The organism is Amycolatopsis sp. WQ 127309, assembly GCF_023023025.1.
GTDB lineage: Bacteria > Actinomycetota > Actinomycetes > Mycobacteriales > Pseudonocardiaceae > Amycolatopsis.
On sequence record NZ_CP095481.1, the window covers coordinates 9,269,769 to 9,284,643 of the forward strand.

At 70.4% G+C, this 14,875-nt stretch carries 11 protein-coding genes; 10 read left to right on the top strand and 1 reads right to left on the bottom strand.

The window, feature by feature from the left end; translation table 11 throughout:
• Positions 1-33: 33 nt before the first annotated feature.
• Entirely contained in the window at positions 34-1,368 is a 1,335-nt protein-coding gene (locus MUY22_RS40835) for a cytochrome P450 (RefSeq protein ID WP_247052535.1), read from the bottom strand.
• Between the two features lie 165 nt (positions 1,369-1,533).
• Here MUY22_RS40835 and MUY22_RS40840 point away from each other — a divergent pair, with 165 nt between their 5' ends.
• The 10 genes from MUY22_RS40840 (at position 1,534) to MUY22_RS40885 (ending at position 14,842) form a co-directional block, all read left to right on the top strand.
• The gene (locus MUY22_RS40840) at positions 1,534-2,358 is read left to right on the top strand and encodes an SAM-dependent methyltransferase (protein WP_247052536.1); all 825 of its coding nucleotides are present in this window, start codon (positions 1,534-1,536) and stop codon (positions 2,356-2,358) included.
• 319 nt (positions 2,359-2,677) lie between these two features.
• The gene (locus MUY22_RS40845) at positions 2,678-3,685 is read left to right on the top strand and encodes a LacI family DNA-binding transcriptional regulator (RefSeq protein WP_247052537.1); all 1,008 of its coding nucleotides are present in this window, start codon (positions 2,678-2,680) and stop codon (positions 3,683-3,685) included.
• Positions 3,686-3,719: 34 nt separating this feature from the next.
• Positions 3,720-4,943: a sugar ABC transporter substrate-binding protein gene (locus MUY22_RS40850; protein WP_247052538.1), complete on the top strand. Its 1,224-nt coding sequence runs from the start codon at positions 3,720-3,722 to the stop codon at positions 4,941-4,943.
• Complete coding sequence (locus tag MUY22_RS40855; RefSeq protein ID WP_247052539.1) at positions 4,940-5,860, top strand: carbohydrate ABC transporter permease; 921 nt, start codon at positions 4,940-4,942, stop codon at positions 5,858-5,860. Before MUY22_RS40850 ends, MUY22_RS40855 begins: the two co-directional genes overlap by 4 nt.
• 53 nt (positions 5,861-5,913) lie before the next feature.
• Positions 5,914-6,654 carry a carbohydrate ABC transporter permease gene (locus MUY22_RS40860; RefSeq protein WP_247064369.1) on the top strand — a complete coding sequence of 247 codons (741 nt, stop codon included), beginning with the start codon at positions 5,914-5,916 and terminating at the stop codon, positions 6,652-6,654.
• Positions 6,655-6,664: 10 nt separating this feature from the next.
• On the top strand, positions 6,665-8,668 hold the full coding sequence (locus MUY22_RS40865) for a TIM-barrel domain-containing protein (RefSeq protein ID WP_247052540.1): 2,004 nt from the start codon (positions 6,665-6,667) through the stop codon (positions 8,666-8,668).
• Positions 8,669-8,988: 320 nt separating this feature from the next.
• A complete protein-coding gene (locus MUY22_RS40870; protein ID WP_247052541.1) occupies positions 8,989-9,969 on the top strand; it encodes an ABC transporter permease in 981 nt (326 codons plus the stop codon).
• Positions 9,969-10,976, top strand: a complete 1,008-nt coding sequence (locus MUY22_RS40875; RefSeq protein WP_247052542.1) for an ABC transporter permease — start codon at positions 9,969-9,971, stop codon at positions 10,974-10,976. The genes MUY22_RS40870 and MUY22_RS40875 overlap by 1 nt, the downstream gene beginning before the upstream one ends.
• The gene (locus MUY22_RS40880) at positions 10,973-13,108 is read left to right on the top strand and encodes an ABC transporter ATP-binding protein (RefSeq protein ID WP_247052543.1); all 2,136 of its coding nucleotides are present in this window, start codon (positions 10,973-10,975) and stop codon (positions 13,106-13,108) included. The genes MUY22_RS40875 and MUY22_RS40880 overlap by 4 nt, the downstream gene beginning before the upstream one ends.
• Before the next feature lie 39 nt (positions 13,109-13,147).
• Positions 13,148-14,842 (top strand): ABC transporter family substrate-binding protein, encoded by a 1,695-nt coding sequence (locus MUY22_RS40885; RefSeq protein WP_247052544.1) that lies wholly within the window; start codon positions 13,148-13,150, stop codon positions 14,840-14,842.
• Positions 14,843-14,875: the final 33 nt, after the last annotated feature.

Consider the following 14,875-nt stretch of genomic DNA (forward strand, 5'->3'; position numbering starts at 1 on the left):
GGCACACTACACCTGGTAGCCGATCGGGCACCGTCAGGTCCGCCGGGGCACGACCGTCATCGGCAGCCGGTTGGGCTGCATCGTGGCCTTGAGCTGCGCGTGGACCTTCTTGCCCGGCACCGGGACCAGCCGCCAGCGGGCGCCGATGGTCGCGGCGACGATGCCGATCTCGGTCGGCGCGAACACGTGCCCGGGGCACAGCCGCGCGCCGGCGCCGAACGGGATGTACGCGCCCTTCGGCAGTTCCGCAGTCTCTCCGGGCGTCCACCGATCGGGGTCGAACCGGCCGGGATCGGGGAACCAGCGCGGATCCCGGTGCAGCGTGTGCTGGCTGACCGCGACCTCGCTGCCCGCACGGACGACGACACCGCCGAGGTCGACGTCTTCGCGGGCCCGGCGCATGAGGATCAGCGGCGGGGTGCGGCGGACGATCTCGTTGACGATCTGGTGCGTGTAGACCAGTTCCGGCAGGTCGTCGAAGCGCGCGGGACGGCCGCCGAGGACCTCGTCGACCTCCGCGTGGAACCGGCGCTCGACGTCCGGGTGCTGCCCGAGCTCGTGGAAGAACCAGGCCAGCGCCACGGCGGTCGTCTCGGCGCCGGTGGTGAGGATCGTGATGACCTCGTCGTGCACCTGCCGGTCGGACATGGCCTCGCCGGTGTCCTCGTCCCGCGCCGCCAGCAGCATCGACAGCAGGTCGCCGTGGTCGGCACCCTCCTTCCGCGCGGCGACGACGGTCGCGCCGATCACCGCGCGCAGCCGGGCCGCGGCGGCGTCGAACCGGCGGTTGGCCGGGATCGGCAGCCGCTCCACGAACTTCGGCGAGAACGCCCGGACCAGCACGTACTTCAGCATGACCGGGATCGAGCGGCGGATCTCGGCGAGCACGTCGTCGCCGAGGGCCGTCGAGAACAGCGTCTGCCCGGCGATGGTCAGCACCAGGTCCTGCATCCGCTGGTCGAACTCGACGACTTCGCCCGGCCGCCAGGACCCGGCCAGGTCGCCGGCCAGCGCGGTCATCGTGTTCTCGGCGTAGCCCGCGATCCGCGTCCGGCCGAAGGCGGGCATGACCATCCGGCGCTGCCGGCGGTTGTGCTCGCCGTTCGACGTGGCCAGGCCGTCGCCGAAGAGCGGGCGCATCTTGTCGAAGACCAGGCCCTTGTCGAACTTGTCGGCGTCGGTGGCCAGCACCTGCCAGGCCAGTTCGGGCGTGGTGACGACGTGCACGGGCAGCGGCCCGAGCCGCAGTTCGACGACGTCCCCGTACGCGGGCAGGGAAGTGAGGAGCTTCAACGGGTCGCGGAGCAGCGGCACGGTGTGCCCGAGCACCGGCCAGCGACCGGGGACGGCGCGCGGGTCGTTCGTCACCGGGCACACCCTAGGACCGGCGGGCGGAACACCGGCAGTGCCGCCACACGAACGGCTGAGCGGGTCTACACTCCGCCGTCAACTGAGTGCCGTCAACCGAGTGCCGTCATTGAAATGCCGGCAAACCGAATGCCGCCAACGGATCCGCGAGGGGTGGAGGTCAGGGTGACCGGGGAACTGGGCTGGGTACCGTCGGAGGTCGACACCACGGTGCCGAACCCCGCGCGGGTGTACGACTTCTGGCTCGACGGCGACCACAACTTCGCCGCCGACCGCGCGCTCGGGGAGCAGATCCTCGAGATCATGCCCGGCATCCGCGACGCGGCGCGTCTCAACCGCGCGTTCCTGCGGCGCGCGGCGAAGTTCATGGTCGACGCCGGGATCCGGCAGTTCCTCGACGTCGGCGCGGGCATCCCGACCGTGGGGAACCTGCACGAGATCGTCCAGCAGGCCGACCCGTCGTGCCGCGTGGTCTACGTCGACCGGGAGTCGGTCGCGGTGGCCCACAGCGAGCTGCTGCTGCAGGACAACGACCGCTGCGCGGTGCTCCAGGCGGACCTGCGCGACGTCGACGACATCTTCGCGGGCGCGGGCGGGCTGCTCGACCCGGACCAGCCGACCGGCCTGTTCATGTTGCTGCTGCTGCACTTCGTGCCCGACGAGTGGGACCCGGTGAGCATCCTCGCCCGCTACCGCGAACGGCTGGCGCCCGGCAGCTTCCTGGCCCTGACGCACGTCGCGGCGGACACCGAGTCGACCGGGCTCGACGAGGCGGTGCAGGTCTACACCACCCGGCAGAACCAGCAGAACCAGCCGTTCCCGCGCACCCACGACCAGGTCCTGCGCTTCTTCGACGGCTTCGACCTGGTCGAACCGGGCTTGGTCGGCTGCGCGATGTGGCACCCCGAGGGGGCGGGCGACATGTCCGACGACCCGGCGATCAACGTCCTGCCTTACGCGGGAGTAGGCCGGAAACCGGATTCGCTGTAAGGCGGACCCGCGCGAGGATTCGTCGAAACGATTCGATCGGCGGCCGCCATAAGCACCCGATCCGGGCAAGGTCAAGTCTTCCTGGGCACGCTCCCAGGTAATCTCGATTTCCCAAAGAACCCCACCCCGACCTGCTGAAACATCGGGCAGCAAGAGTGTTCGACGAATTCGACGTGTGACACTTACGTCGAAGGTGAATCGAATTGTTGGCCGACTGGCAATAGTCCTTGTGTTCCGGCCGGGTCTCCCCTACCTTCGTGCCATCGTCGATGCGCTTCGACTCGCACTTCCCCTGCCCCATGTCTCCAGGAGGCCGCCCGTGGTCACGATCAACGACGTCGCCAATGCCGCGGGGGTGGCCCCCAGCACGGTGTCGTACGTGATCAGCGGCAAGCGCTCGATCTCGCCGAAGACCCGGCGGCTGGTCGAAGAAAGCATCCGCAAGCTCGGCTACCACCCGCACGCGGGTGCCCGCGCGCTCGCGAGCAGCAAGACGAACGTGCTGGCCCTGGTCGTGCCGCTGCGCACGGACCTCAACGTCGCCGTCGTGATGGAGTTCGTCGCCGCGGCGGTCACCGCGGCCCGCGCCCACGACCAGGACCTGTTGCTGCTCACCAAGGACGAGGGACCCGCCGCGCTGCAGCGGGTCGCGTCGTCGGCGATCGCGGACGCGCTGATGGTGATGGACGTCGAGGCCGCCGACCCGCGGGTGCCGATGCTCATCGCGCTCGACCTGCCGGTGGTGCTCATCGGCGTGCCCGACCACCCGGCCGGGCTGAGCTGCGTCGACCTCGACTTCACCGCCGCCGGGTCGGCGTGCGTCGCGCACCTGGCCGACCTCGGCCACCGCTCGGTCGCGCTGATCGGCCCCTCCCCCGCCGTCTACCGGCGTGGCACCAGCTACGCGACGCGGTTCCTGCAGGGCTTCGACGAAACCGCGCGGAGCCGGGGCGTCCGCGCGACGAACCGGCCGTGCGCGCACTCCTACGAAGCCGTGAGCGCCTGCGTGGACGACCTGCTCGCCGCCGACCCCGGCCTGACCGGCCTCGTCGTGCACAACGAAGCCGTCCTGCCGGGACTCCTCACGCACCTGCGCCAGCGCGGTCTCCGTGTCCCGCAGGACATTTCGGTGATCGCCGTCTGCCCGGACAGCATGGCCGAGCAGCACCCGGTCACGCTGACCTCCGTCGCCATCCCGGCCGACGAGGTCGGCGCCCAGGCCGTGGAGATGACCATGCGCCGGCTCGGCGGTCACACCGCGCCGGAGATCCGGCTGCTCGACCCGCGGCTGACCCGGCGCGAGAGCACGGGCGCGCCGCGCACCTGACCCGGCTCTGCTCCGCCGTCGAAGGAGAATCACCATGTCCGTAGCCCGTCGCGCCCTTTTCCTGGTCGCGAGCGCCGCGCTCCTCGCCGCCTGCAGCCCCAGCCCCGCTCCGCGGCCGTCGGACGCCCCGGCCGCGACGTCGGTCACCGAGCTCGACTACTACGCCGACGAGCAGGGATCCGCGGCGTGGCAGCAGGTCCTCGACGCCTGTGCCGCGCGGACCGGGATCAGGATCGAGCGGCAGACGGTGCCGACCGCGCAGATGCTGCCGAAGATCCTGCAGGGCGCGAGCTCGAAGACGCTGCCGGACCTGCTCTTCACGGACAACCCGACGCTGCAGCAGGTCGCCGCCACCGGCGCGCTGACCCCGCTGTCGGACTACGGCATCTCGGCGGACGGCTACTACCCGGGCATCGTCAAGGCCGGCACCTACCAGGGCAAGATCTACGGCGCCGCGCCCGGCGTCAACGGCCTGGCCCTGATCTACAACAAGGACCTCCTCGACGCGGCCGGGGTGCGCCCGCCGTCCACCTGGGACGAGCTGAAGACCGCCGCGGCGAAGCTGACCAGGGACGGCAAGTACGGCCTCGCCTTCTCCGCGATCCCGTCGGAGGAGGGCACTTGGCAGTTCCTCCCGTTCTTCTGGAGCAACGGCGCCGAACTGTCCCGGCTGGACTCGCCGCAGAGCACGCAGGCGCTGGCCTACGTCACCGGCCTCGTGACGAGCGGGTCGGCGTCGAAGTCCGTGGTGACGTGGAACCAGAACGACGTCGCCGACCAGTTCGTCGCGGGCAACGCGGCGATGATGGTCAACGGCTCGTGGAACCTCGCCCGGCTCGACGGCGAAAAGTCGCTGCACTACGGCGTCGTGCCGATCCCGGTGCCGCAGGCGGGCATCCGGCCGGTGGTCGCCCTCGGCGGCGAGGTCGGCGCGGTGCCGGTGACGGGCGGGCCGACCCAGCAGGCCGCCGGGAAGGTGCTGACCTGCATCCTCGCCGAGCCGGCCATGCTGCAGTGGAGCAAGGCCCACGCCTACGTCCCGTCGAAGACGGCCGTGGCCGCGAAGTTCGGCGCGGAGCAGCCGGCGATGCGGGCGTTCGTCGACGAGGTCGGCTCGGCCCGCTCCCGCACCGCGGAGCTCGGCGAGAAGTACCCGAAGGTCTCGCAGGCGCTGGCCGACGCGATCCAGGCGTCGCTGACCGGGAAGCTGCCCGCCGACCAGGCGCTGAAGACCGCGCAGCAGGCGGCCGGGTCGTGACGCTCGCGGCCCCGGTGCCGCGGCGAAGACCGCGGCGGGAGAACCCGTTCACCGCGTGGGCGTTCCTGCTGCCCGCCGTGGCCTACGTCGTGGTGTTCTTCGGGTACCCGCTGGTCGCGAACCTGGTGATGAGCACGCAGGACTACACGGTGAAGTCGTTCTACACCGGCGAAGCGCCCTTCGTCGGCCTGGCCAACTACGCCGCCGTGCTGACCGCCCCGCTCTTCTCGACGGCGGTGCTGAACACGGTCCTGTTCACGGCCGGCTCGCTCGTCTTCCAGTTCGGCATCGGCCTCGCGCTGGCCGTGTTCTTCGCCGGCCGGTTCCTCGGCAGCGCGCTGCTGCGGTCACTGCTCCTGCTGCCCTGGCTGCTGCCGCTCGTGGTCAGCGGCGCGGTGTGGCGGTGGATGTTCGACCAGGACCACGGCGTGCTCAACGCCGGGCTGCGGCTGATCGGCGCCGGCGCGGTGCCGTGGCTGAGCAGCACGACCTGGGCGCTGCCCGCGGTGATCCTCACCAACATCTGGATCGGCATCCCGTTCAACCTGGTCATCCTGCACGGCGGGCTGCGCGCGATTCCGGCGTCGCTGCACGAGGCCGCCGCGCTCGACGGCGCCGGCGCGTGGCAGCGGTTCCGGTACGTCACCTGGCCGCTGCTGCGCCCGGTCACCGGGATCGTGCTGATGCTCGGGCTGGTCTACACGATCAAGGTGTTCGACGTCATCATGGTGGTCACCGGCGGTGGCCCGGCGAACGCGACCCAGACGCTCACCACGTGGTCCTACCGGCTGTCCTTCCACGACTTCGCGTTCGGGCAGGGTGCCGCCGTCGGCAACCTGCTGATCCTGGTGGCGACCGCGTTCGGCCTGCTCTACCTGCGCTCGGCGAAGGCGTCACTGGCCGAGGCGGCGGCGTGAAGACCGCGGCCGGCGTGGTGATCGTCGCGGTGCTGCTGTTCCCGCTGTACTGGATGCTCAACGCGTCCCTGCAGCCCAGCGGCGCGCTCCTGCGGCCGGACCCGGCGTTCTTCCCGGTCGGCGGCACGCTCGACGGCTACCGCAAGGCCCTCGCGACGCAGGGGCCGAACCTCGTCTCCAGCGTCGTCGTCGCCCTCGGCACCGTGGCCGTGTCGCTGGTGGTGGCGGCACCCGCGGCGTACGCGCTGGCGCGGCTGAAGGTCCGCGGCGGGCCGGTGCTGGTGTTCGTGCTGCTCATCGTGCAGCTGATCCCGGGCATCGTGATGGCGAACGCGCTGTACACGGTGTTCGGCAACCTCGGGCTCATCGACAGCTACCTCGGGCTGGTGCTGGCGGACGCCACGGCGACCATCCCGTTCGCGGTACTCCTGTTGCGCGCCTTCATGATCTCGGTGCCGAGGGAGCTGACCGAAGCGTCCCGGGTGGACGGTGCCGGGTACTGGCGGACGTTCTTCTCGATCATCCTCCCGGTCAGCCGCAACGCGCTGGTCACCGCCGGGCTGTTCGCGTTCCTGTTCGCCTGGGCGGACTTCCTGTTCGCCGTCACCCTCACCACCGGGCAGGCGTTCGAGCCGATCACCGTGGGCATCTACCGGTTCGTCGGCAACCAGTCCGCCGACTGGAACGGCGTCATGGCCACCGCCGTCCTCGCCGCGATCCCGGCGGCCGTCCTGCTCGTCGTCGCCCAGCGGTACGTCGTCGCCGGCCTGACCAGCGGCGCCGTCAAGGATTGAGGAGGCCCCCGTGATCGCCACGACCGAAGACGGCCGCTCGCTCGAAGTCCGCGTGCGGCACGAGGTGCTGCTCATCGAACCGTGGGGCGCCGACAGCCTGCGCGTCCGGGTGGGCCGGCACCGGATCCTCGACGACGTCCCCGGCGCGCTCCTGCCCGCGAAGCCCTCCGCCGGCACCGCGGGCGCGGACGGGCGGTCCGCCTGGGTGGTGAACGGCGCGCTCACCGCGCTCGTCGAGATCGCCGAGACCGACACCGGGGTCGACGCGCAGCTGCGGTTCGTCCGCACGGACACCGGCGCGGAGCTGCTGTCCGAGCAGCGCGCGCACTTCTGGTGGCCCGGCGCCCGGGTCTTCACGCCGTCGGGCAACGGCTACGGCCGGCTCGAACAGCGCTTCACCGCCTACGACGACGAGCGGCTCTACGGCCTCGGCCAGCACCCGCACGGCCGGCTCGACCAGAAGGGCCTGGTCCTGGACCTGGTGCAGCGCAACGGCGAGGTGTCGGTGCCGTTCCTGCTGTCCAGCCGCGGTTACGGGTTCCTCTGGAACAGCCCCGCCGTGGGCCGGGTCGAGCTGGCCGGCAACGGCACCCGCTGGGTCGCCGACGACGCCCGCCAGCTCGACTACTGGGTCACCACCGGCGACCACCCGCGGCAGATCCTCGGCCACTACGCCGACGCGACCGGGCACGCGCCGATGCTGCCGGAGTGGGCGGCCGGGTTCTGGCAGTCGAAGCTGCGCTACCGCACCCAGGACGAGCTGCTGGCCGTGGCCCGCGAGTACCACGAGCGCGGCCTGCCCCTGTCGGTGATCGTCGCGGACTTCTTCCACTGGACGCACCTCGGGGACTGGAAGTTCGACCCGGCCGAGTGGCCCGACCCGGCCGGGCTGGTGCGGGAGCTGGACGAACTGGGCGTCAAGCTGATGGTGTCGGTCTGGCCGTCGGTCAGCCCGCTCTCGGAGAACCACGCCGAGATGCACGAGAACGGCCTGCTCGTCGCCACCGAGAGCGGGGTCGCGGCCCACGCGCCGTGGAAGGACAAGGGCTTCGACGTCGAGCTGCCGGTGGCGTTCTACGACTCGACGAACCCGGCGGCCCGGTGGTTCCTGTGGGAGAAGGTCAAGGAGAACTACTACGACCTGGGCGTGCGCGCGTGGTGGCTGGACGGCGACGAGCCGGAGATCCGGCCCGGCCACCCGCACAACCTCGCCTTCCACGCCGGGCCCGGCTCGGAGGTCGTCAACCTCTACCCGCAGGTCCACGCGCAGGCGTTCCACGACGGCATCCGCGGCGAGGGCGACGACGAGGTCGTGCTGCTCAGCCGCTCGGCGTGGGCCGGCAGCCAGCGCTTCGGCGCCGCGCTGTGGTCCGGTGACGTCCCGGCCACCTGGGCGTCGCTGCGGGCGCAGGTGCGGGCCGGCCTGAACGTCGCGCTGTCCGGGATCCCGTGGTGGACCACGGACATCGGCGGCTTCCACGGCGGCGACCCGGACGCGCCGGCGTACCGCGAACTCCTCGTCCGCTGGTTCCAGTACGGCGTCTGCTGCCCGCTGCTGCGGCTGCACGGCTTCCGCGACCCGCGCCCGCCGTTCGGGCCGGAGATGACCGGCGGCCCCAACGAGGTCTGGTCGTACGGTCCCGAGGCGCTGGCCGCCATCGAGGACGCGCTGCGGCTGCGGGAACGGCTGCGGCCGTACCTGATGGCGCAGATGCGGGTGGCGCACGAGCAGGGCGTGCCGCCGATGCGGCCGCTGTTCGTGGACTTCCCCGCCGACGCCGGCGCGTGGGACGCCGACGACCAGTTCCTGCTGGGCCCGGACCTGCTGGTGGCGCCGGTGCTCGAAGCCGGCGCCACCGGCCGGCCGGTGTACCTGCCCGAAGGTGCACTGTGGACGGACGCGGTCACCGGTGACCGGCACCCGGGCGGGACGAGCGTCGAGGCGCCCGCCCCGGCGGAGCGCATCCCGCTGTTCCTGCGCGACAACGCGTGGCTGCCCGTCGGGAAGCCTTGAGGACACTGTCCTTTACGGGCCGTTCGTCCGATTGCCGATCGGGCCGCTACACCCCGCGCGCGACGCGCGCTACATACCTACGTCGGGTATCCGGCTAAAGATAACGAGACGCTCACATTCAGGGCCGGATCGTAACTATCGGATTGTTCGCCGGGCGCGAAATGAACCGTCCGCTCCCTTTATGCTGCGCCGACGACGGGCGTAATGACTCATGAAGGGCAGTAGCGGCAAGTGGTTTCGACGAGAACTCCAGCGAGCGAGCGGCGGGCGAGCGGCCCGCGGAACCGGCGGCTCCCCACCCCGGGCGAGGCGGGACCACGGTGATCGGATTCCTCCTGCGCCGGCTCGTCAACTACATCGCACTCTGCCTGGTCGCCACGTTCGCGGCGTTCTCCCTGGCCTCGCTGGCTTTCAGCCCGCTCGACGGGCTGAAGCTGCGCAACCCGCCGCCCCCGCAGGCGACGATCGACGCCAAGGCCGCGGAGCTCTACCTCAACCAGCCGATCCCCGAGCGGTTCTTCACCTGGCTCGGCGGGGTCCTGCAGGGCAACTTCGGGCGGACCATCACCGACCAGCCGATCACCGACGAACTGCTGCGCCGGATGGGCGTCAGCCTGCGGTTGTTCGTCCTGGGCATCACCATCGGCATCGTGATCGGCGTGCTGGTCGGCGTGGTCAGCGCCATCCGCCAGTACAAGATCAGCGACTACCTCGCGACGACGTTCTCCTTCGTGGTGCTCTCCACGCCGGTGTTCGTGATCGCGACGATCCTCAAGGCCGGCGCCCAGTCGGTGAACGACAACCTGCTCGACGGCTACCAGTTCTTCATCGTCCAGGGCGAGAACTCCAGCGGGCTGAGCGGCGGCTTCGGGGAGGCGCTGCTCGACCGCGTGCAGCACCTGATCGTGCCGACGCTGGCGATCGTGCTCACCCAGGTCGCCTACTACAGCCGGTACCAGCGCTCGGCGATGCTGGACGTGCTCGGCTCGGACTTCCTGCGGACCGCGCAGGCCAAGGGCCTGACCCGGCGCCGCGCGCTGTTCAAGCACGGCCTGCGCACCGCGCTGATCCCGATGGCGACGCTGTTCGCGTTCGGGTTCGGCCTGCTCATCACCGGCGGCATCTTCACCGAGAAGATCTTCGGCTGGTACGGCATGGGCGACTGGCTGGTCACCGGGATCCAGCAGCAGGACACCAACATCGTGGCGACGGTGACGCTGTTCATCGCCGTCTGCGTGCTGTTCGCCGGCTGGCTGTCGGACGTGCTGTACGCCGTGCTGGACCCGAGGGTGAGGATCTGATGTCCGCCTCCGTGAACGAAGCCGAGGCGACCGCCACCCCCGCGGGCGCCCCCGTCGACCTGACGGCCGGCCCGGCCGCCGCGGGCGCCGGGCGCGGCAAGCTCGTGCTGCGCCGCTTCCTGCGCAACCGCGCGGCCGTCGCCGCGCTGGCCCTGATCGTGCTGTTCTACCTGCTGGCGTTCACCTACACCTGGTACTCGCCGTGGGCCTACGACGAGCTGGACCCGACGTCGTACCTGCTGCCGCCGGACGGCTCGCACTGGTTCGGCACCAACCAGATCGGCGGCGACATGTTCGCGCAGACCATGCGCGGGCTGCAGAAGTCGCTGACCATCGGGCTGCTGGCCGCGCTGTTCTCCACCGGCGTCGCCTCGGTCGTCGGGGCCGCGGCGGGCTACTTCGGCGGCTGGACCGACCGGATCTCCATGTGGGTCGTCGACCTGCTGCTGATCCTGCCGCCGTTCCTGATCATCTCGATCCTCTCGCCGGCCTTCCGCGGCAAGACCTGGCTGATCCTGGTCGGGCTGATCGCGTTGTTCCAGTGGATGATCACCGCCCGGATCGTCCGCGGCATGACGCTGACCCTGCGCGAGCGGGAGTTCGTCAAGGCCGCCCGGTTCATGGGCCAGCCGGCGCGGCGGATCATCGCCAAGCACATCGTGCCGAACATGGCCTCCCTGCTCATCATCGACGCCACGATCAACGTCGGCGTCGCGATCATCACCGAGACGTCGCTGTCGTTCTTCGGCTTCGGGGTGCAGGCCCCGGACGTCTCGCTCGGCACGCTGATCGCGGCCGGGTCCGACGCCGTCCGCACGTTCCCGTGGCTGTTCTACATCCCGGCGGGCTTCCTCGTCGTCACCGTGCTCGCGGTGAACTTCGCCGGGGACGGCCTGCGCGACGCGCTGGACCCGGCGTCGAGCCGGTCGCGGCGCAAGGAGCGCAAGCGCGTCGAGGCCGCCACGAAGTCCCCCACCGAGACCGTTTCCGCTGGAGCCGTTTCATGAGCAGCACCGCACTCGCCCTGGGCGCGGAGACCGACAAGCCGACCGGGACCGTGCTGGAGGTGGCCGGCCTCGACGTGTCGTTCCCGTCCGAGTCGGGCCGGGTGCACGCCGTGCGCGGGCTGTCCTACCAGGTCGCGGCGGGCGAGGTGCTCGGCATCGTCGGCGAGTCCGGCTCGGGCAAGTCCGTGTCCTCGCTGGCGGTGATGGGCCTGCTGCCACCGCAGGCGCGGATCTCCGGGTCGATCCGGTTCCAGGGCAGCGAGATCATCGGCCGCTCCGACACCGAGCTGTCCCGGCTGCGCGGCAAGAAGATCTCGATGGTCTTCCAGGACCCGCTGTCCGCGCTCACCCCGGTCTACCCGGTCGGCGCGCAGATCGCCGAGGCCCTGCTGGTGCACGGCAAGGGTGTGGTCACCAAGGCGCAGGCGAACGCCCGCGCGGTCGAGCTGCTGGACCTGGTCGGGATCCCGAACGCCGCGCAGCGCGCGAAGGCGTTCCCCCACGAGTTCTCCGGCGGCATGCGGCAGCGCGCGGTGATCGCCATCGCGATCGCCAACGACCCGGACCTGATCATCGCCGACGAGCCGACGACCGCGCTGGACGTCACCGTGCAGGCCCAGGTGCTGGAGGTGCTCAAGACCGCGCAGGAGGTCACCGGCGCCGGCATCGTGATCATCACCCACGACCTCGGCGTGGTCGCCGGGTTCGCCGACCGGCTGATGGTGATGTACGCCGGGCGCGCGGTCGAGCAGGGCCCGGTGGAGACGATCTACGCCCGGCCGCGGATGCCCTACACCCTCGGGCTGCTGGGCTCGATCCCCCGGGTGGACGCGCACGAGAAGCAGCCGCTGGTGCCGATCGAGGGCCAGCCGCCGTCGCTGGTCAGCCTGCCGCCGGGCTGCCCGTTCTCACCGCGCTGCCCGCTGGTGACCGACGCCTGCACCGCGGCGGAACCGGAGCTGCTCACCATCACCGCCGGGCGCCCGGACGCCGGCGTCGACACCGCACACCGCGCGGCCTGCATCCACACCGACCTCCTCGACCGGCCGGACGCCGGCGCGGCCGAGGTCTACGGCGCCGAACTGGTCGGCGAACCGCCGCTGGCGGCGCTGCCGCGGGCCGAGCGGACCACCGTGCTCGACGTCCGGGACCTGGTCAAGCACTACCCGGTGACCAAGGGCCAGATCCTCAAACGGCGGGTCGGCAGCGTGCAGGCCGTCGACGGGATCAGCTTCGACATCGTCGAGGGCGAGACCCTCGGCCTGGTCGGCGAATCCGGCTGCGGGAAGTCCACCACGCTGATGGAGATCCTCGAGCTGGTGAGCCCGGCCGCGGGCTCGGTCGCCGTGCTCGGCAAGGACGTCGCGAAACTCGACGCCAAGGCCCGCAAGGCGATCCGGCGGGACCTGCAGGTGGTCTTCCAGGACCCGATGGCCGCGCTGGACCCGCGGCTGCCGATCGGCGACATCATCGCCGAGCCGATGCGGGTGCACGGCTACGACCGGGCCGCGATCGACCAGCGGATCCCGGAGCTGCTGAGCCTGGTGGGACTGCGGGCCGAGCACGCCGAGCGCTACCCCGCGGAGTTCTCCGGCGGGCAGCGCCAGCGCATCGGGATCGCCCGGGCGCTCGCCCTGGAGCCGAAGCTGATCGTGCTGGACGAGCCGGTCTCGGCGCTGGACGTCTCCATCCAGGCGGGCGTGATCAACCTGCTCGACGAGCTGAAGGCGAAACTCGGCCTGTCGTACCTGTTCGTCGCGCACGACCTGTCGGTGGTGCGCCACATCGCGGACCGGGTGGCGGTGATGTACCTGGGCAAGATCGTCGAGATCGGCGACGTCCGGACCGTCTTCGAGCAGCCGCAGCACCCGTACACCCAGGCGCTGTTGTCGGCCATCCCGATCCCGGACCCGGTCAAGGAACGCGAGCGGACCCGGATCATCCTCACCGGCGACCTGCCCAGCCCGGCGGACCCGCCGTCCGGCTGCCGGTTCCGGACCCGCTGCTTCGTGTTCGCCCAATTGTCCGAAGAGGACCGCACGCAGTGCGTCGAGGTCGAGCCGCCGCGCGAGCCGCGCGCCGCCGACCACGACGTCGCCTGTCACCACGCCCAGACCCGCGAAGTCGTGTAGCCACGCATCCGTTGGCACACAGGAAAAGAGAGGTACCCGATGAACCGACGGAGGATGGCCGCCGTCATCGCCCCGGTGGTGGCGCTGACCCTCGCCCTCACCGCCTGCAGTGGCAACTCTGGTGGCGGGAACAACGCGCTCCAGGACCAGGGCGCCCAGGGCGTGAAGACGGCCGACATCAACGAGAAGCCGCTCGACCAGGTCAAGGACGGCGGCGACTTCAAGTGGCCGGTCGACCAGCTGCCGGACAACTGGAACGTCAACCAGGTCGACGGCACGCCGCTCGACGGCCAGAGCATGTTCGGCGCGGTCTTCCCGTACGTCTTCACGCAGAACGCCGACGCGACGGTCAGTGAGAACCCGAACTACGTCACGTCGGTCAAGCTGGTGAGCAGCGACCCGCAGGTCATCGAGTACAAGCTCAACCCGAAGGCCAAGTGGAGCAACGGCCGCGCGTTCTCCTGGGAGGACTTCGCCGCGCAGGCCAAGGTGCTCAACGGCAAGGACCCGGCGTACGAGGTGTCGCAGACCACCGGCTACCAGGACATCGCGAAGGTCGAGAAGGGCACCGACGACCTCGACGTGAAGGTCACCTTCGCGAAGAAGTTCGCGGAGTGGAAGTCCCTGTTCATCCCGCTGTACCCGAAGGAGCTCAACGCCGACGCGGAGACCTTCAACAAGTCGTTCGCGACCGAGCCGAAGATCACCGCGGGCGTGTTCAAGGTGCAGAAGATCGACCAGACCGCGAAGACCGTGGTCCTCGAGCGCGACCCGAACTGGTGGGGCACCCCGGCGAAGCTCGACACGGTCACGTTCAAGAAGGTCGAGCGCCCGGCGCTGGCGGACGCGTTCGCCAACGGCCAGATCGACTTCTACAACCTCAACAACGACGTCAACGCGTTCAAGCGCGCACAGGGCGACCCGAACACGGTGATCCGGCAGTCCACCTACCCGGACTACACGCACCTGACCTTCAACGGCGCGAGCTCGTCGATCCTGGCCGACAAGGACCTGCGGCTGGCGATCTTCCGGGGCATCGACACGGTCGCCATCTCGAAGGCGATCCTCGGGCAGATGCAGAAGGACACCCAGCCCCTCGGCAACCACATCTTCCTCAAGGGCGCCAAGGAGTACGTCGACAACTCGGGGCCGTACAAGTTCGACGTCGAGGCCGCGAAGAAGCAGCTCGACCAGCTCGGCTGGCAGGCGGCCGGTGACTTCCGGGCCAAGGACGGCAAGCAGCTGAAGGTCCGGCTGATCATCCCGACCGGCACGCCGATCAGCCAGCAGACCGGGCAGATCCTGCAGTCGCAGCTCAAGGCCATCGGCGTGAACCTGGACATCCAGGCCGTGCCGAGCACCGAGTTCTTCAAGAACTACGTCAACGTCGGCAACTTCGACGTGACGCTGTTCCGCTGGATCTCGACGGCGTTCCCGATCGCCGGCGGCCAGGGCATCTACTACAACGACCCGAAGAACATCGGCCAGAACTACGGCCACATCGGCGACGACAAGATCAACCAGCTCTACGACACCGCGGCCCAGGAGCTGGACGAGAGCAAGCGGGCGGCGGACCTGAACGAGGTCGACAAGGAAATCTGGGCGGTCGGCCACCAGCTGCCGATCTTCCAGTCGGTCGGCGCGTTCGCGGTCCGCAAGACGGTCGCGAACTACGGTTCGCCCGGCTTCGCGAACACCCCGTACGACTTCGCGAAGATCAGTTTCGTGAAGTAGCGGTTCTCTTCGCGGGCGGGCGGTGCTCCGGTA

Excerpts from the sequence above, each read along its gene's own strand:
- MUY22_RS40880 (WP_247052543.1), top strand. The coding sequence starts at position 10,973 with ATGAGCAGCACCGCACTCGCCCTGGGCGCGGAGACCGACAAGCCGACC.
- MUY22_RS40850 (WP_247052538.1), top strand. The coding sequence starts at position 3,720 with ATGTCCGTAGCCCGTCGCGCCCTTTTCCTGGTCGCGAGCGCCGCGCTC.
- MUY22_RS40875 (WP_247052542.1), top strand. The coding sequence starts at position 9,969 with ATGTCCGCCTCCGTGAACGAAGCCGAGGCGACCGCCACCCCCGCGGGC.
- MUY22_RS40885 (WP_247052544.1), top strand. The coding sequence starts at position 13,148 with ATGAACCGACGGAGGATGGCCGCCGTCATCGCCCCGGTGGTGGCGCTG.
- MUY22_RS40860 (WP_247064369.1), top strand. The coding sequence starts at position 5,914 with ATGCTCAACGCGTCCCTGCAGCCCAGCGGCGCGCTCCTGCGGCCGGAC.